At 74.6% G+C, this 18,190-nt stretch carries 15 protein-coding genes; 11 read left to right on the forward strand and 4 right to left on the reverse strand.

What is annotated here, in order from left to right; all coding sequences use genetic code 11:
• The first annotated feature begins 342 nt into the window (after positions 1–342).
• From ACH4SL_RS08045 to ACH4SL_RS08090, 10 genes are all read left to right on the forward strand, one after another.
• Positions 343–1,872, forward strand: a complete 1,530-nt coding sequence (locus tag ACH4SL_RS08045) for a beta-ketoacyl reductase (protein WP_398442580.1) — start codon at positions 343–345, stop codon at positions 1,870–1,872.
• 87 nt (positions 1,873–1,959) lie between these two features.
• On the forward strand, positions 1,960–2,784 hold the full coding sequence (locus ACH4SL_RS08050) for an alpha/beta fold hydrolase (protein WP_398442581.1): 825 nt from the start codon (positions 1,960–1,962) through the stop codon (positions 2,782–2,784).
• Between the two features lie 694 nt (positions 2,785–3,478).
• On the forward strand, positions 3,479–5,275 hold the full coding sequence (locus tag ACH4SL_RS08055; RefSeq protein WP_398442582.1) for a fatty acyl-AMP ligase: 1,797 nt from the start codon (positions 3,479–3,481) through the stop codon (positions 5,273–5,275).
• A 3-nt stretch (positions 5,276–5,278) separates the two neighbouring features.
• The gene (locus ACH4SL_RS08060; RefSeq protein WP_398442583.1) at positions 5,279–7,153 is read left to right on the forward strand and encodes an acyl-CoA dehydrogenase family protein; all 1,875 of its coding nucleotides are present in this window, start codon (positions 5,279–5,281) and stop codon (positions 7,151–7,153) included.
• Entirely contained in the window at positions 7,150–8,895 is a 1,746-nt protein-coding gene (locus ACH4SL_RS08065; RefSeq protein WP_398442584.1) for an acyl-CoA dehydrogenase, read from the forward strand. Before ACH4SL_RS08060 ends, ACH4SL_RS08065 begins: the two co-directional genes overlap by 4 nt.
• 50 nt (positions 8,896–8,945) lie before the next feature.
• Positions 8,946–9,272 (forward strand): acyl carrier protein, encoded by a 327-nt coding sequence (locus ACH4SL_RS08070; RefSeq protein WP_398442585.1) that lies wholly within the window; start codon positions 8,946–8,948, stop codon positions 9,270–9,272.
• Positions 9,273–9,385: 113 nt separating this feature from the next.
• Positions 9,386–9,745, forward strand: coding sequence for a DoxX family protein (locus ACH4SL_RS08075; RefSeq protein WP_398442586.1), 360 nt, complete (start codon positions 9,386–9,388; stop codon positions 9,743–9,745).
• Positions 9,746–9,754: 9 nt separating this feature from the next.
• Positions 9,755–11,368 (forward strand): AMP-binding protein, encoded by a 1,614-nt coding sequence (locus tag ACH4SL_RS08080; RefSeq protein ID WP_398442587.1) that lies wholly within the window; start codon positions 9,755–9,757, stop codon positions 11,366–11,368.
• A complete protein-coding gene (locus tag ACH4SL_RS08085; RefSeq protein WP_398442588.1) occupies positions 11,365–12,294 on the forward strand; it encodes a hypothetical protein in 930 nt (309 codons plus the stop codon). The genes ACH4SL_RS08080 and ACH4SL_RS08085 overlap by 4 nt, the downstream gene beginning before the upstream one ends.
• Positions 12,291–12,803 (forward strand): hypothetical protein, encoded by a 513-nt coding sequence (locus ACH4SL_RS08090; protein WP_398442589.1) that lies wholly within the window; start codon positions 12,291–12,293, stop codon positions 12,801–12,803. The genes ACH4SL_RS08085 and ACH4SL_RS08090 overlap by 4 nt, the downstream gene beginning before the upstream one ends.
• A 91-nt stretch (positions 12,804–12,894) precedes the next feature.
• Here ACH4SL_RS08090 and ACH4SL_RS08095 read toward each other — a convergent pair whose 3' ends face one another.
• The 4 genes from ACH4SL_RS08095 to ACH4SL_RS08110 form a co-directional block, all read right to left on the reverse strand.
• Entirely contained in the window at positions 12,895–13,818 is a 924-nt protein-coding gene (locus ACH4SL_RS08095; protein WP_398442590.1) for an aminoglycoside phosphotransferase family protein, read from the reverse strand.
• A gap of 243 nt (positions 13,819–14,061) precedes the next feature.
• Complete coding sequence (locus ACH4SL_RS08100) at positions 14,062–15,690, reverse strand: DEAD/DEAH box helicase (RefSeq protein ID WP_398442591.1); 1,629 nt, start codon at positions 15,688–15,690, stop codon at positions 14,062–14,064.
• 122 nt (positions 15,691–15,812) lie between these two features.
• A complete protein-coding gene (locus tag ACH4SL_RS08105) occupies positions 15,813–16,016 on the reverse strand; it encodes a cold-shock protein (protein ID WP_031512004.1) in 204 nt (67 codons plus the stop codon).
• Positions 16,017–16,138: 122 nt separating this feature from the next.
• Entirely contained in the window at positions 16,139–16,690 is a 552-nt protein-coding gene (locus ACH4SL_RS08110; RefSeq protein ID WP_398442592.1) for a MarR family winged helix-turn-helix transcriptional regulator, read from the reverse strand.
• A 79-nt stretch (positions 16,691–16,769) separates the two neighbouring features.
• Here ACH4SL_RS08110 and ACH4SL_RS08115 point away from each other — a divergent pair, with 79 nt between their 5' ends.
• On the forward strand, positions 16,770–18,134 hold the full coding sequence (locus ACH4SL_RS08115) for an MFS transporter (protein WP_398442593.1): 1,365 nt from the start codon (positions 16,770–16,772) through the stop codon (positions 18,132–18,134).
• The last annotated feature ends 56 nt before the right edge of the window (positions 18,135–18,190 follow it).

Below are 18,190 nucleotides of genomic sequence, written 5' to 3' on the forward strand. Positions count from 1 at the left end.
TCCGCGTTCCCCGCTCCGCTGCGACGCTATCGCAGAAGGGCCTTGCGGGAACAGTGCCCCCGGCCGCTCCCCGGAACACCCGCCGGGAGCCTGCGGCACGGCCGACGTGCGCCTTCCTGGTCCTGGGACCAGGTTCGCCCCGGCCGTACGACCGGTATCCGGCCAATCCCCGCACGGTGCAGAATTGCCGTGCCGGATGCCGCCTTCCCGCTTCCCGTGACGGTGTTCGGGGCGGATGCCGAATTGCCTTTCCGGTACGGCGCCGCCGGTCCCGCCGGGCGGCGGCCGGAGAATCCGCGCAGGCGAATCGACTTCGGCTCCCGACGACGAGGGAACGCGCTTATGGACCGCTTGTCAGCCGTGCCGGAGGCCCTGCCCGAGGCCCAGGCCGGGGCCGGAGTCGGGCCCGGGGCCGTCTTCCTGGACGCCTCCGCACGCCGTGCCCGCGAGCTGCCCGGCGGCCCGGCTGCCGTCCCGTACCCGCGTGGCGCAGCGACGAGGCCCGGCGACCCGGGAAGAGCGCTGCTGCACCTGGAATGGCAGCCCCACCCCGCCGCCGCGGCCCCGCCCGCCGGGCGCGCCTGGCATGTCCTCGGCAGCGCCGGCGCACCCCTGGCGGCGGCCCTGCGGGCGCTCGGGGACACCGTCGCCGTCCACGCCGACGCGGCCTCCGCGGCACGCCACCCCACGGTGCTCGCACCCTTCCTGCCGTACCCGGGCGGTGCGGGCGCGGCCGGGGAGTCCGGGGCCGCGCTCGGCGCCCTGGCCGTACTGAAGTCCTGGCTGGCCGCCCGCGGCCGGACCGGTGCCCGGCTGGTCGTGGTCACCCGCGGCGCGGTCGCCGCCGCCACCGCCGAGGATGTGCCCGACCTTGCGCACGCACCGCTGTGGGGCCTGGTGCGCTCGGCCCTCGCCGAGCACCCGGACTCCTTCGCGCTGCTGGACGTCGACGGGACGCGGGAGTCCTGGCGGGCGCTGCCCGCGGCCGTCGCCTCGGGCGAGCCGCAGCAGGCGCTGCGGGAGGGCGTCGTGCGGGTGCCCCGGCTGGTGGCCGCGCCGCCCGCCGGTACGCCGGAGGGCAGCGGGTTCGGCCCCGGGAGCACGGTCCTGGTCACGGGGGCGGCGGGCGCGCTCGGCGGGCTCGTCGCCCGGCACCTGGTCCGCGCCCACGGCGTACGGCGGCTGGTGCTCGCCGGCCGGAGCGCCGCCGACGCGCGGCTCACGAGCCTGGCCGGGGAACTGCGGCGGCTGGGCGCCTCGGCGGTGGCCGCGGGCTGCGACATGACCGACCGGGCCGCCCTCGCCGCCCTGCTCACGCCCGCGCCCGGGAGCCCGGCGGTCACCGCCGTCGTGCACTGCGCGGGCACCGTGGACGACGGCGTCCTGACGCGGCTGACCCCGCACCGGACGGCCGGTGTCCTGGCCGCGAAGGCCGGATCCGCCCGGCATCTCCACGAGCTGACGCAGGGTCTGGACCTGACCGCGTTCGTCCTCTTCTCCTCCGCGGCCGGGGTGCTCGGAGCGCCGGGCCGGGCCCACTACGCGGCCGCCAGCTCCTTCCTGGACGCGCTGGCCCACCACCGGCGGGCGCGCGGGCTGCCCGCGCTCTCCCTGGCCTGGGGCCCGTGGGCGCAACGCGGTGGCATGGCGGGCCCGCTGGAGCTCCACCGCTCGGCGCGCGCCGGCATCCTGGGGCTGACCCCCCGCCGGGGCCTCGCGCTGCTCGACGCGGCCCTCGGCGCCGGGCGGCCCGCCGTCGTACCCGTGCGGCTGGACACCGCGCGGCTGCACGCGGCGGCCTCCGACCCGGCGCGGGCGCTGCTGCGGTCCCTCACACCGGCGCCGGCCGCGGCCTGCGAGACCCCCGCCTGACCCCGTGTCCTCCGGGCCCGACACCCCCGGACGGCCACCCCTCCCGAAGCACCGACACCCGCCCCCGGGCCCAGGAGATCCGCGCGCATGCCCTTCCTCGAACTCGACGACGTCCGGCTCTTCTACACCGACGACCTCCCGGACGGCGCCCCGGCGCCCGGCTGGCTCGGCGTGCCGACCGTGCTCGTCCACGGCTGGCTCGGGACGTCGGACAGCTGGATCCCCCTCCTTCCCGCGCTGCGGCGGCGGTGCCGGACGGTGACGGTGGACCTGCGCGGGCACGGCGCCAGCCAGGCCCCCGACTCCCGCTACGACGCGGCGGAGTTCACGGGCGACCTGGCCCGGCTGCTGGCCCGGCTCGCCCCGGGTCCCGCGGTCGTCCTGGGGCACTCGATGGGCGCCTCGCTGGCCTCCCTCCTCGCCGTCGAGCACCCGGAGCTGGTGGCCGCGCTCGCGCTGGTCGACCCCGACTACGGCGGCAGGCCCGAGGAGCGCGACCGGCTGCTGCCGATGGCCCGCCGGCCCGACGCCGCCCTGGCCGGGGATGTGGCCGGCCTCATCGCCCGGATCGACTCCGCCACCGGGCCGGACCACCTGCGCGAGTGGCACCGGCGCGACATCGAGCGGATGCCGCCCTTCGTCGTCGCCCGCAGCCTGCGGCAGAACCTGGACGCCCCGACTTCCCTCCGCTTCGCCCCGCAGGCCGCCCCGCTGCTGGCCCGGCGGCGGCAGCCCGTCCTCGCCTTCCACCGCGACCCGGGCCGCGAGGCCCTCGAACGCTCCCACGCCACCGCCGCGACCACGGTGCTCGCCGTCCGGGACACCGGCCACTGGATTCACCAGGAACGGCCGGAAACCGTCACCCGCGAACTGGAGGCATGGCTGCGCGGGCTGCCCCCGGCGACGGAATGAAAACGGCGCGCGCCGGCCGGTGATTCGCTCCACCCCGGCCGGGCGCTATCGGCCGCCACGCCACGCAGACGGCCTTCTCCGGTACGAGAAGCACCGGACCGGTGCCCATTGCTCCGCTTTTTCTGACAATGCGCTTGGTGCCGGCTTGGCGCCGCCGCCCGCCACTGGGCACGTGAATTCAGCACCGCCACCCGTGGATTCCGCACGATCCACCGCAAATCACCGCCGAGGCAGGCGCTGTGAGGCCGCGTCAGCGGGATGATAACGGATGGGGAGACATGATCCGGGCGAGCCGGTCGTACGGGGCGTAAGCCTGTAGAACGATCGCCCATAACGCCGGGTCGAACGGGCGGCCCACAATGGCAGCCGCGCGTGTCGTGGACGTCTGATACTGTCGAAATCGTTCGTCGGCAAAGGGTTGTGCGGAAAGCGGCGGTCCGAGTCGATGGCAATGGGACAGAAATAGGAATTCGGCCGCGGTGCCTCCCGGGGATTTACATGGATTCGCGGTCGGACGGAATGAATTCACCATCGATTCGAGTGACGTCGCCGTAACGGCTGCGCCCGAAAACAGCTGATCCGGCATCGGGTTCGAGCCGTCCCGGCACGGGGAGGGCGCCTCCCGCGTGCCGTCGGCCGGGCGTCCGGCCGCACGTGATGCGTCGTACGCGAGTGTGGAGATCGGGGGACGGTCTTGCGAGGGCAGGAAAATTTCACCGAGCTTGTGCTGCGCCATGCCGCCGAGCGGTCGGACGAGGAAGCGTACGTCTTCCTGCCCGGCAAGTCGCCCGACGCCGCCGCGCAGCGGCTGACGTACGGACAACTGGACGCCGAGGCCCGGCGGATCGCCTCCTGGCTGCAGCGCAAGGGCGCGGCCGGCGGCCAGGTGCTGCTGCTGTACCCCTCGGGCCTGGAATTCGTGAAGGCCTTCGTCGGCTGCCTCTACGCCGGTGCCGTCGCGGTGCCCGCGCCGCTGCCGGGCGAGAACAACCAGTCCGCGCGGCTCACCGGCATCCTGCGGGACGCCGAGGTGCGCGCCGTGCTCACCGGCTCCGCGGACGAGCCGGACGTCAGCGCCTGGCTGCGCGCGTCGGGCGCCACCGGGATCGAGGTCCTGGCGAGCGACGACCCCGCGCAGGGCGCGGCGGGGGAGTGGACGCGGCCGCGGCTGACGGGCGATGCGCTGGCCTTCCTGCAGTACACCTCCGGCTCCACCAGCGAGCCCAAGGGCGTCATGGTCTCGCACGCGAACCTGCTGGCCAACGAACTGGCCATCTCGCACGCGCTCGGCACCGGCGAGGGCGTCAGGATGGGCTGCTGGCTGCCCGCCTACCACGACATGGGCCTGATCGGGCACATCCTCCACTCGCTCTACGCGGGTGGCTCGACGGTGCTCATGGCCCCGGTCACCTTCCTCATGCGACCGGTGCGCTGGCTGCAGATGATCGGCGAACACGGCGTCGCCGTGAGCGGCAGCCCCAACTTCGGCTACGACCTGTGCGTGCGCCGGATCACCGACGAGCAGCTCGCCACCCTGGACCTGAGCAGCTGGCGGCACGCCTGCAACGGCGCCGAGCCGATCCGCGCCGAGACCGTGCGCGCCTTCACCGAGCGCTTCGCCCCGGCAGGCTTCCGCGCCGAGAGCTTCTTCCCCTGCTACGGCATGGCCGAGACCACCCTGCTTGTCTCCGGCACCCCCGCCGACCGCAGCCCCGCCTACCGCACCGCCGACGCGGCCGCGCTGGAGCACGGCCGGCTGGCCGAGGCCGCACCGGAGACGGACCCTGACACCGGCACGGACCTGGGCACGGGCACCCGCACGCTGGTCAGCAGCGGCGTGGTCGACCCGGCCGACTTCGACGTGCGGATCGTCGACCCGGACGCGCACACCGAGCAGCCCGACGGGCACGTCGGCGAGATCTGGGTCAAGGGCGCCAGCGTGTCCTCGGGTTACTGGAAGCGCCCCGACGTCAACGCGCGGATCTTCGACGCCGGAATCGTCTCCGCGGCCGGGACGGACACCGGCTGGCTGCGCACCGGCGACTTCGGCGTGCTGGAGGCCGGGCAGCTCTACGTGACCGGCCGCCTCAAGGAGATGATCCTGATCAACGGGCGGAACATCTACCCGCACGACGTGGAGCGATCGGTGCAGGCCCTGCACCCGGCCTTCCGCGGCGGCGCGGGCGCCGCCTTCTCGGTCGACGGCGGCGAGGAGCACCTCGTCCTGGTCCAGGAGTTCCGCCGGGCCGCGGCCCAGGACCCCGCGGCGCTGTGCGCGGAGATCCGCGCCCACGTCCGCGCCGAATTCCAGGCCAGCTGCAGCGTCGTCCTGGTCCGCCCGGCGACCGTGCGCAAGACCACCAGCGGCAAGATCCAGCGCACCCTGATGCGGGCGCTGCTGCTGGACGACGGTCTGGACCCCGTCCACCAGGACCTCGACCGCCAGGTGGCCCGCCTCGTGGCCGCCCCGCTGCCCGCCCCGGTGGGCTGAGCCGTGGACCGTACGCCGTACGCGCCCCTGGAGGCGTACCCGCCCTACCGCCTCGCCGAGCGGCTGGAGTGGGATCTCGGCGACCCGGACGAGCCGGTGACGCCGCTCAGCCACGCCCGCAGCCTCGCGCTGGACGAGCACGAGGACTTCCCCGAAGGCCCCTGCGACCGGCTGGACGAGCTGGGCCTGCACGCCTTCTACGTCCCCGCCGCGTACGGCGGCCGGCTCGCGGACTACGAGCAGCTGATGCAGATGATGCGCACCGTCGCGCGCCGCGACCTGACCGTCGCGGTCGCCCACGGCAAGACGTACCTGGGCTCGGTCTGCGTGTGGGTGGGCGGCTCGGCGGAGCAGTGCCGGCGGCTCGCCGCCGACGTCGCCGCCCGGACCCGGGTCTCCCTCGCGCTGACCGAACGCGCCCACGGCAGCGACCTGCTGGCGGGCGACGTCGTGGCGGAGGCGGCCGCGGACCCGGGCGCGGGCTACCGGCTCAGCGGGGAGAAGTGGCTGATCAACAACGCCACCCGCGGCAGCCTGCTGTCGGTGCTCTCCCGCACCGACCCGGCCGGCGGCCCGCGCGGCTACTCCGTGCTGCTGGTCGACAAGCGCACCCTGCCGGCCGACACGTACCGGCACCTGGACAAGGTGCGCACGCACGGCATCCGCGGCGCGGACATCTCCGGGATCGCCTTCGACCGCGCCCCCGTCGGCCCGGAGGCGGTGGTCGGCGAGGTGGGCGGCGGCCTGGAGACCGTGCTGAAGGCCCTCCAGCTGACCCGCACCATGTGTGCGGCGCTCTCGCTGGGCGCCGCCGACCAGGCACTCGCCCTGGGCCTGGACTTCGCCGCCGGACGCAGCCTGTACGGCAGGCCGCTCGCCGAACTGCCGCAGGCCCGCAGGACGCTGGCCGAGGCCACCGCCGACGTGCTGGCCGACGAGGCACTGGCGCTGGTGGTCGCCCGCGCGGTGCAGACCCTCCCCGCGGAGCTCTCCGTCGTCTCCGCGGTCACCAAATACCTCGTGCCCACCCGCACCGAGGGCGTCGTCACCGCGCTGACCCGGCTGCTCGGCGCCCGCGCCTTCCTCAAGGGCGTCCACGCCGGCGGCCGCTTCCAGAAGATCGACCGGGACCACCGCATCGTCGGCCTCTTCGACGGCAACACCCTGGTCAACCTCAACTCGCTGATCAGCCAGTTCCGGCTGCTGGTCCGCGCCCACGAGCGCGGCGCGGGCGACGTGCGCGGCGCGGCCGCGGCCTTCCGGCTCGCCGCCCCGCTGCCGCCCGCCGACCTCGGCCGGCTCTCCCTCATCGCCCGGCAGGGCAGCGGGATCCTGGCCGCGCTGCCCTCCTGCGTCGCACGGCTGCGCGAACTGGCCGCGGGCGACCCCGCGTTCGCGCCCGCCCTGCGCGCCGCCGAGCGACTGGTGGACGCGGTGGACGCGGTGCACGCGCAGATGGCGGCGCTGCGGGACGCGCAGACCGAGGTGCCGCCCGCCGCCTTCGACGCCGCCCGCCGGTTCGCGCTGTGCTTCGCGGGCGCGGCCTGCGTCGGCCTGTGGACGTACAGCCACGCGGAGGCGGAGGCCGGCGGCACGGCGCCGCTGTGGCGCGGCGCCCTGTGGCTGCGGGCCGCGCTCGCCCGGCTGCTGGCCGCGCTGGACGTGCCGGACGCCGCCGACCCGCAGGCGCTGGACGCCGTCCTCGACGCGGCCACCGACCTGCGCGCCGGGGGCCGGCTGGTCTCACTGCTGCCCCTGGCACTGCGCCCGGCCGCCGAGGAGGGGACGGGCCGGCCGGTCCCCGCGGCCGCGGACGGTACGGGCCGCCCGGCCCCCGCCGTCCACGTCCCCGAACCGGCCGCCGGGAGGGCGTCATGACGGCCGATCAGGCGGAGCGGACTCCGCAGGAAGCCCTCGTCGCGACGCGGGCCGCCGAGCTGGCCGCGGCCTTCGGCGATCCCGGCGACCCGGCCAACCCGGTCGGCGACGCCGCGATCCTGGCGGCCGACGAGGCAGGGGAGCTGTCCGCGGCCGGCGAGAAACTGCTGGACGCCTTCGGCCTGAACGCCGAGTTCGTCCCGGTCGCACTCGGCGGCCGGCTGGAGCGGCTCGACGGCCTGGCCCGCGTCCTGCGCGAGGTCTTCCGGCGCGACGTCGCGCTCGGACTCGGCTACGGCGTCACGTCCTTCATGGCGTCGGTCAACGTGTGGGCCGAGGGCGACGCGCGGCAGCAGGCCCGGCTGGCGGAGATCCTGCTCGGCGGCGACCGGGTCTCCGTGGCCTACCACGAGCTCGCGCACGGCAACGACTTCCTGCGCAACGACTTCGCGGCCCGGGTCCGGCCCGACGGCTCCTTCGTGCTGCACGGCACCAAGCAGGTCATCAACAACGCCGCCCGCGCTCGGGCCTGGCTGCTGTTCAGCCGCACCGACCCCGCCCCCGGCCCGCGCAGCCACTCCGTGCTGATGGTCGAGCGCGCCCAGGTGGCGCCGGAACGGCTGACCGTCCTGCCCCGCTACGGCACCGTCGGCGTGCGCGGCTGCCATCTGTCCGGGCTGGAGATCGACAGCGCCCCCGTCCCGGCGACGGCGCTCGTCGGCACGCTCGGCCACGGCGCCGACGTGGCCCTGCGCTCCTTCCAGCTCACCCGCAGCGCCCTGCCCGCCATGGCGCTCGGCGCCGCCGACAGCGCGCTGCGCACCGTCGTGTCCTTCGCCACCGGGCGGCACCTCTACAAACGCACCGTGGCCGAGATCCCGCAGGCCAGGGACACCCTCGGCGGCGCCTTCCTCGACCTGCTCACCGCCGACTGCCTGTGCCTGGCCGGCACCCGCGCCGTACACCTGCTGCCGGGCGAGGCGAGCGTGTACGCCTCGGCGGTCAAGTACCTGGTGCCCGCGCTGCTCCAGCAGGCCGTGCACGACCTCTCCGTCGTGCTCGGCGCCCGCTTCTACCTGCGCGAGGGCGCCACCGGCATCTTCCAGAAGCACCTGCGCGACCTGCCGGTGCTCAGCCTCGGCCACGCGGGCGCGGCCGCCTGCCAGGCGACGGTCATCCCGCAGCTGCCGCGCCTCGCCCGGCGCTCGTGGTTCCGCACCGCGCCCGCCCCCGACTCGCTGTTCGAACCGCACACCGACCTGCCCGAGATCCCCTACCGGCAGCTCGCCCTGGCCGCCGACCGCGACAGCCTGAGCGCCTCGCTCGTCGCCGCCGCGGACACCCTGCCGGACGGCTCCCCGCACGAGGCGGCCGTCCGCGCCCTGGCCCGGCAGCTCACCGACGAGCTGCGGCTCGTCCAGCAGGAGAGCCTCGCCCTCCCGCCGGTGGACCGCACCGCGCTGGCCTCCCCGGCGAGCTTCGCGCTGTCCGACCGCTACGCCGTGGTGCTGGCCGGCGCCGCCGTGCTCGGCGTGTGGCGCCGCGCCCGGGACCAGGGCGCGGACCCCTTCCTCGGCGACCCCGCCTGGGCCGCCGCGGCCCTGGACCGGCTGGTGCGGCGGCTCGGCCGCCGCCCGGCCGCCCTGCCCGCGGACTGCGCCGGGCGTGTGCAGGAGGAGCTGCTGCGCCGGCACGCCGGGCGCCGCAGCTTCGACCTCTACGCCACCGCGCCGGCCGGCTGACGGATCCCGCCGCCCGGCCCGCACACCCTCATCCGGATCTGGAGGAACCCGTGATCGACACCACCACCGACGGCTCGGCGCAGGCCGGCCCCGCAACCGTCCCCGAACCCGGCGGCCCGCACACGGCCGAGTCGCTGGCCGGCTGGCTCATCGGCCGCGTCGCGTCCTACACCCGGCTGCCCGCGGCCGAGATCGACCCGGCCGCGCCGCTGACCGGCTACGGCCTCGACTCCGTCGCCGCCCTCAGCCTCTGCGGCGACATCGAGGACGAGTACGACCTGATCGTCGAGCCCACCGTCGCCTGGGACCACCCCACCGTCGAGGCGCTCGTCGGCTACCTGCTCGGCGAGTTCGGGCAGCAGCCGGACGGCGTGTGACGGGCAGCCAGCCGCCGCCGGTCTGAAGGTCCGCCTTCCGGCCGCCGGCAACCCCGGCCGGAGGGACCCCGGCGCACGGCAGATGTCGACCCCTTTTCACCTAAGGAACGAGAATGCACCTCAGCCCCAGCCCCTCGTGGCCGCAGATCGCGCTGGCCGTCCTGCTGGCCTCGGACGTCCTGATGTCCGTGCGCCCGCTCCCGTTCATCCAGGCCTGTCTCGACGGCGTCAAGCTGCCGCGGGAGTGGTGGTGGGTGCTCCTCGTGGTGAAGACCCTCGCGATCGTGGGCCTGCTGGTCGGCATCAAGCACGACGGCATCGGCTTCAGTGCGAACGTCGGGGTGATCGTCTACTTCCTGTGCGCGTCGATCGCGCACGTCCGGGCGCGGTTCACGAAGCAGGAGTTCTGGGTCAACTGCCTGGGATTCCTCGCCTGCGCGGTCGCCGCCTTCATCATCTCCTTCGCGGTCTGAGGACATCCCATGAAGAAACCGCCGAAGAACCTCGGCCTGCTGTTCGACTGGCACGCCGAGCAGTCACGTACCACGACCATGATCCTCGACCGGCCGTTCGACATCGCGCCCGCGGCCGGCACCGAGTACGACGCCGCCGCACTGGCCGGCCTGGTCCAGGACATGTCCGGCCGGCTGTACGCGGCCGGCGCGCGCAAGGGCGACCGGATCGCCGTCGTCAAGCGCAACCACTTCGACATGATCCTGCTCGCGGCCGCCGCCGCGCGCATCGGGGCCACCGCCGCGACGATCTCCGGCGCCAACTACCCCGAGCACCTCGCCGAGATGCTCGGGCGGCTCGACCCCGCGGTCACCCTCATCACCTCCCCGGTGCTGGAGGCGGCCGAACGTGCGGGCGTCGACCTGGTGTCCTTCGGCAAGACCGTGCTCATCGACGGCGGCGCCGGGGACGCCGGGGCCGGCCTGCCGACGCTCGACGGCCTGCGCGGCAGCCCCGTACCGCCGCTCGACCTCAAGGCCGACAGCGACCTGATGATGATCACGCACACCTCGGGCACGACGAGCACGCCCAAGCTCGTCGCCCACACCGCGGACTCCTGCCGGGCCGGCACCAAGCTGGAACTGCTGCCGATGCCGATCGCCGTCAACGGGCCCAAGGACATCTGTCTCAGCTCCATATCCTTCGCCCACTCGCGCGCCTACGCCTGGGCCATGGCGCAGCTGCGGTGGGCCCCCAAGGCGCTGGTCATCGCCAGCAGCCACGAGGCCGAGGACGTCGAGCGGCTGCTGGAGCGGGTGCGGCCGACCACGATCGAGGCCACCCCGAACGTCTTCCAGGCCTGGGTGCCGCTGGTACGGCGGCGGCCGGAGCTGTTCGAACGGGTCCGGTACTACATGAACACCTTCGACCTGATGCACCCGTCGATCGCCCGGCCCTTCGTGAACGCCTCCAAGCGCCGCCTGCTGCTGTGGGGCCACAGCTGGGGCCAGAGCGAGGTCGGGCCGATGGCCGGCTTCGGCTACACCCGCGGCCAGATCAACCGCCGGGCCGCCGCGGGTGGGGACATGAACATGATGGGCAACCCGTGGCCCGGGCTCGTGGCGGTCAAGGCCGCCGACCCCGAGACCGGACGGCCCGTCAAGCGCGGCCAGGTCGGCGTGCTGTTCGCGAAGGCCAAGTCGACCTGCGTCGACTACGTCGGCGAGACCGACCGCTGGACCGAGAAGTGGAAGGGCGACTGGTGGAACACCGGTGACGTCGGCTACAAGGACGCACTCGGCCGCATCCACTTCGTCGACCGCGCGGTGGACGCCATCCCCGGCGGCAGCGCCACGGAGCTGGAGAGCAAGCTCCTGGAGCGGATCGACAACGCCGTCGAGGTCATCGTCCTGACCCGCGGCGACCAGGCCCCCGTCCCCGTCGTCAGCCTCGACGGTCCCGACCTCGGCGCCGAGCAGTGGGCCGAGGTGGCGCGCGGGCTGCCGGACATGGCGGCGCCGGTCTTCATCCCCTGGCACCGCCTCCCGCGGACGTCCACCTGGAAGGTGCGCCGCAAGGAGCTGCGGTCGATGGTCTTCGCCGACAGCCCCGACACCACCGTGCTGGAGGAGCGATTCACGTGAGGCCGACTTCCGACCCTTCCGACCCGTACGCCGCTGCCCTGGAATCGGTGCTGCGGGGCGTGCCGTACAACAGCGCGACGGAATACCTGCACTGGTACGACAAGAGCGACCCCGACCCGCGGCACGGCGTGGCGTGCATCCACCAGACGCTCTACGTCGCGGAGCGGGCGGCGGCGCTCGGCGCCCCCGAGGCCGCGATCCTCCAGGACATGCGGCACATCGCGGCGGTCTTCGAGGACGACGGCGCCGTGATCGTCCTCGACCCGTACCTGATGCATCTGACGCCGATCGTCTTCCCGGCCGAGGAGGTACGGCGCGGCCACTGCGAGGTGGAGGTCGACGCGGCGCCGGTGCGGCGGGACGAGCGGGGCGGGGCGCACCCGGCGCGGCTCACCGCGGTCTACCGGTCGTCCGGCGAGGGCTACCGGATCCGGCTGAGCTACTCGAAGTACAGCGTGAAGAACGGCGCGCACTTCCTGAGCCGGCACTTCACGCTGCGCTCCGAGAACCGCTTCGACTTCGCCCGCTTCTCCGCCGACATGCTCGCGCTGCTCACCCACCCCGAGCAGAACAGCGTGTCGATCCGGGCCATCGTGACGGATGCGCCGGGGGCGGGGGGCGCGGCGGACCCGGCGGACCCGGCGGCATCGGCCGGCTCTGCGGTGACGGCCGAGGCGATCATCCCGCTCAAGGGCTTCGCGAGCTGCGAGTTCTCCGCCCGGGACATCTGGCTGCGCTCCGGCCAGGGCGTCGCGACGCCCAACGGCGAGGGCGCCGCGGCCGAGGCGGTGTGGGCGGACCTCGAACGCACCACGGGCCTGGACCGCCAGGACATCGAGGAGCACCTGGTGTCGGCCGCGCAGGTCTACCAGAAGATCGCGGACCACCGGACGGAACTCCCGGACTACCACCTGCAGGACGCATGACGAATCCACAGTTCAGCTACCTGCGACGGGTCTTCGTCGCCGGCACCATCCAGGGCTCCAACGAGGGCCTGCGGACCGACGACCAGTCCTACCGCGAGCAGATCGCGGCCCTGGTCCGCTCCCGCTTCCCCCTGGCGGAGTGCTTCGACCCGAGCACCGAGGTCACCCGCCGGCTCGCCGACCCGGAGACCCTGGCACTCATCGGCAAACTCATGTCCGACCCGCCCCCGGTCCTCGACCTCGGGTCCCTCCCACCCGAACTGGCCTCGCTGCGCAACACGTTCAACACGATGACCGCGGAGGCGGCGACGTGCGACCTGTGCGTCGCCTACCTCCCCGGCCGCACGCTGAGCATGGGCACCGCCATGGAGATGCAGGCCGCCTTCACGGCGGGCGTCCCGATCGCCACGGTGACGTCCCTGGTCGACAACCTCGCCGTGATGTCCGTGTCCTCCTGGGTCGTCCGCGACCTCCCCGCCCTCGCAACCCTCTTCGACACCCCGTCCTGACCGCACCACCCAAACCCCCCGTGCCGCGGACCTGCCTGCCCCAGGCCCGCGGCACGGGTCGTTTCTGCTGCCGACACCGTGCCGGCCGCCTTCACCCTCCGCGGGCGGCGGTGGCGGCCAGGCGGCGCAGGGCGGTGCGGGCGGGTGGGCCCCAGGTGGGTTTGCCGCCGGGGCGGCCGTGGTCGCCCGCGTCGCCGATGTGCAGGCACATCAGGGCACGTGCCACCGCGTAGCCGCGGGCGCGGCGCAGCGTCGCCGGGTCGGGGGAGGGGCGGTAGGCGTCGTGGAAGCGGTCGGCGGCGCCGTCCGGGAGGAGGATCCAGGCGGCGGCGAGATCGAAGGCGGGGTCGCCCGCGAAGAGGTCGCCGAAGTCGATCACGCCGCAGAAGGTGCCGTCGGCGGTCAGTACGTTCGCCGGGTGCAGGTCGCCGTGCAGCCACATCGGCGGGCCCGTCCACTCGGGCGCCGCGGCGGCGTCCTCCCAGACCGCCCGGATCGCGTCCGGGGCGTCCACCAGGCCGAGTTCGGCGGCCGAGGCGAGCGCGCCCGCGACGTGCTCGGCAGCGGCGGACACCGGGCCGCCGCGGCCCCGCCCCACGGGCGCGCCCTCGGGCGCCGGGCGGTGCAGGGCGGTCAGGAAGGCGGCCAGGGCGTCGGCGGATTCCGCGGGCCGCGTCGCGGGGGCCCGGTCGGCGGGCTCGCCGGCCACCCAGGTGGTGACGATCCAGGTCCGCGGGAAGCGCGCGGACGGCTCGCCCAGGTACCGCGGGACGGGCACCGGCAGCGGCAGGCCCGGGGCCAGCCCGGGCAGCCAGGTGTGCTCCTTGCGCAGCAACTCGTCCGCGGACTGCGTCGCCCAGGGCAGCCGTACGGCCAGGTCGTCGCCCAGCCGCCAGATCTGGTTGTCCCAGCCGCGCGCCCCGAGCGCGATGGGCCGGTCGGCGAGGTCGGGGCACTGCTCGCGCAGCAGCTCCCGGATCAGATCCGCGGTGATGTCCGTCCCGGTGACCGTCATGCCGGACCACGCTAGCGGAGCGGCTCCCGGCCGGACCACCGGGTGGGATCAAGGGGACGCGGTGGCCGCACAGCGGTCCGTACGGCCGGGCCGGTTGCCGGGTGTACCGCCAGGCGGCGCCGTGACCGCGGGGCGGTCCGTACGGCCGGGCCGCTCATCGGGTGTGCCGCGCGGCCGCGGGCTCCGGGGCGCCCGTGCCTGCCCGGCCGCCTCGCGGGGGCCGGGCAGGCACGGGGCGGGTGCTCAGGCGGCCGGGTTGCGGCGGCCCGAGCGGCGGCGCGGGCCGCGGCCGGTGGTTCCGGCGGCGCCGCCCGTGCCCTGGGCGGACGGGCGGCCCGTCGCGCCGGCGGCGGGCTTGCGCGTGGTGGCCGTGCCCGCGGCCACCGCGCCCGTCGCGGCTCCCGCCGCCGAGCGGCGGCGTCCGGGCTGGGCCGCGGCCTTGGCGCCGGGCTGACCGGCGGACCTGGCGCCGGACCTGCCGCCGGGCTGACCACCGGACCTGCCGCCGGGCTGGCCGCCCGACCTCGTGGCGGGCTTGCGCGGCGGGCGGGACTTCGCCGGGGCGGGGGGCTCCGGGACCTCGATCGTGACCGGTGTGCCGGACGGCACGCGAGCGCCGGTGATCTCGGCCAGCTCGGCGTCGCCGGACGTGACGCGGGCGATCCGGGGGCGGATCCCGGCGTGCGACATCAGCCGGGTGACGTCCCGCTTCTGCTCGGGCAGCACCAGCGTGACCACGCTGCCGGAACCGCCCGCGCGGGCGGTGCGGCCGCCGCGGTGCAGGTAGTCCTTGTGGTCGGTGGGCGGATCGACGTTGACCACGAGGTCGAGGTCGTCGATGTGTATACCGCGGGCCGCGACGTTCGTCGCCACCAGCGCGGTGACCTGGCCGCTGCGGAACTGCTCCAGGGTCCGGTTGCGCTGCGGCTGGGAGCGCCCGCCGTGCAGTGCGGCCGCGCGGACCCCCACGGACAGCAGCCGCTTGGTGAGCCGGTCGGCGGACCGCTTGGTGTCGAGGAAGAGGAGGACCCGGCCGTCACGGGCCGCGATGTGCGCGGTGACGGCCTTCTTGTCGGTCTCGTCCTGGAGGTGGAGCACATGGTGCTCCATCGTGGTCACCGCACCGGCGGACGGGTCCACCGAGTGGACCACCGGGTCCGTCAGGAACTGCTGCACCAGACGGTCGATGTTGTGGTCCAGGGTGGCCGAGAACAGCATCCGCTGACCGTCCGGCCGCACCCGCCGGATCAGCTTGGTGATCTGCGGCAGGAAGCCCATGTCGGTCATCTGGTCGGCCTCGTCCAGCACCGTGATGCGGACGTCGTCGAGCACGCAGTCGCCGCGGTCGACGAGGTCGTTGAGCCGGCCGGGGCTCGCCACGACCACCTCGGCGCCGCGCCGCAGCGTCGCGGCCTGCTTGGTGATCGACAGGCCGCCGACCACGGTCGCCAGCCGCAGGTTGACCGCCGTCGCGTACGGCGCCAGCGCGTCCGTCACCTGCTGGGCCAGCTCACGGGTGGGGACCAGCACGAGGGCCAGCGGCGCCTTGGGCTGTGCGCGCAGCCCGGCCGTCCGGGCCAGCAGGGCGAGCCCGAAGGCCAGCGTCTTGCCGGAGCCGGTGCGGCCGCGTCCCAGCAGGTCGCGGCCGGCGAGCGAGTTGGGGAGCGTGGCGGCCTGGATCGGGAAGGGGGCGGTCAGGCCCTGTGCGGTGAGGGTCGCGAGCAGGCCCGCGGGCATGTCCAGGTCGGCGAACTCCTCGACGGCGGGAAGCGCGGGCGTCTTGCTCTCCGGCACCCGGAATTCCCTGGGCGACGACGGGGCCGACGCGGGCGCGGCGGCGCGGCCGTTCGGCTTCTGGGACCTGCGGGACATGGGGCTGTCTGCCTTCCTGGATACAACACAAACCGGGATCCGCACCGTGACGGTGCGGATCCCGGTGAGCTACTCCGCGTTACGGCTCCGCCGATACGCGTTACCGCTCCGCGTTACGGCAATCAGGCGGGAACGATGTTCTCCGCCTGCGGGCCCTTCTGGCCCTGCGTGACGTCGAAGCTGACCCGCTGGCCCTCGTGGAGCTCACGGAAGCCCTGGGAGGCGATGTTCGAGTAGTGGGCGAAGACGTCCGGGCCGCCGCCGTCCTGCTCGATGAATCCGAAACCCTTTTCGGAGTTGAACCACTTCACGGTTCCCTGTGCCATGACTTTCTCCTTCAGTAGGCAGAGGCCCCATCCGGAGATGCCGGAAAAAACTAATGCGCCTGCAGGAAGAAACATTTCCGTCAGGCGCACATAGGTTCATGGGTACCACAACTGCAACGCATTCATCGTAGCATGGCCGCGCGGTCGCGCGCATACCGCCCGCGTGAGGCGGCCGGGGTCATCCGGCGCCCCCCCGCGAGGTGCGCGGCGACCCGGTCGTGGAAGCTCCTGCGCTCCAGGGCCCGCCCGATGTCGGCGACGGCGCGGGAGAGCGGGTAGGGGACCTCGGTCTCCAGCTCGGCGAGGGCCGCCTCGGTGGCCCGCCACTCGGCCGCCAGCCGCCCGACCACCCGGCGGGCCTCGTCGGTGAGCGCGACCTTCCTGGTCCGCGCGTCGTCCCCCACCACCGTCGTGACCCACCCTGCCTTCCGCATAGCGGCGACCTTCTGACTGAGCGCGGAGTGCGTGCGCTGCACGGACTCCGCCAGCTCCGCGATGGTCATGGGCCCGCGCGCGTGCAGCCGGAGCAGTTCCATGACGAAGGCGGGCTTGAGCCCGTCGATCCGCTGGTCGGCGTAGATCCGCGCGATGTCGGCGTCGACCGCGGCCTGGAGCAGGCGCAGCGGCCGCCACAGGCTCTGCTCCGTGGGGTCGCTCGGGTCGCTCTCGGCCATGCGCGCATCCTAGCCACCGGGCGGGGCCTTTCTCACGGCCGCCTTGCCGCCGGTCGGGCGCACGGATAGCGTGCCGGTCGTGGCGGATGCGACGGATTCCGGCGGTGCCTCCCCGGGCGGGGCCGACGACGTCGCGAATCGCGGCGGAGCGGAAAGGACCGGTGGCGGATTCCGGCGGCCGGCCCGCGGAAAACTGCTGGTCGACTTGGGGCCGCTACGGGATTCGGCGGATTTCCGGCGGTTGTGGTTAGGGCAGACCGTTTCGACGACGGGGAATATGGTCACGGGCGTCGTGGTGCCCGTCCAGGTCTACGCGATGACCCGGTCCCCGGCGGCGGTCGGGGCGGTGAGCCTGGTGGAGGCCGTGCCCACGATCGCGCTGGGCCTCTTCGGCGGATCCCTGGCGGACTCGTTCGACCGCCGCCGGCTGTTCGCCCTGACCTCGGGGCTGTCGGCGCTGGTCTCGGTGCTCTTCGCGCTCCAGGCGGCGCTGGGCGTGCGGCAGCCGTGGGTGCTGCTCGTGCTGGCGGGGGTCCAGGCGAGCCTGTTCGCGCTCAGCACGCCCGTCTCGCGCACCTTCATGCCGCTGCTGCTGCCGGCGGAGCGGTACACCGAGGGCGCGGCCCTGCAGCAGATGTCCTTCCAGGCGAGCATCGTCGCCGGCCCGCTGCTCGCCGGGGTGCTGATCGCCTCGGCGGGCGCGGGGACGGCTTATGCGGTGGACGCGGTGAGCTTTGCATTCGTCGTCCGTTCGGCGCTGCGGCTGCCGCCGATGCCCGCACACCGTAAAGCGGACAAGGCCGGACTGGCGTCGGTGGGCGAGGGGCTGCGATTCGTGCGCGATCACGCCGCATTGCGGTCGATCCTGCTGCTGGACGTGAACAACACGGTGTTCGGAATGCCCTTCGCCCTCTTTCCCGCATTCGCGGAAGGGCAGTTGCACGGCGGCCCGCGGACCGCCGGCCTGCTCTACGCGGCGCCCGCGGCAGGCGGGGTGCTGGCGGCCACGGTGTCGGGCGGGCTGCCGGGCGTGCGCCGCCAGGGGCGGGCGCTGCTCGCGGCCGGATGCTGCTGGGCGCTGGCGGTCGCGGGGTTCGGGCTCGCGCGGTCGCTGTGGCTCGCGGTGCCGCTGCTGGCGGTCGCCGGTGCGGCGGACATGGTCGGCGGAGTGTTCCGGTCGGCGATCCTCCAGACGCGCACCCCGGACGCCCTGCGCGGCCGGGTGAGCGCGGTGGGCTTCGTGACGGGCGAGGCCGGACCGCGGCTGGGCAACGCCGAGGCGGGCGCGGTGGGCTCCCTCGTGTCACCCGCGTTCAGCGCCGTCAGCGGGGGAGCCGCGTGCCTCGCGGGCATCGTCCTCACCGCGGCCACAACCCCCGCGCTGCTGCGGTACGAGCCCGTCCCGGAGGTCCCGCCGCCCGCCCCGGCACCGAGCGCCGTCTGACCCCCCGGGCGCCGTCCGAACCCCGGGGGGGCGACCGGCGCGTGCGCCCGCGCGCC

The sequence above is a fragment of the Streptomyces sp. NPDC021020 genome (genome assembly GCF_044333285.1).
Classification (GTDB): domain Bacteria; phylum Actinomycetota; class Actinomycetes; order Streptomycetales; family Streptomycetaceae; genus Actinacidiphila.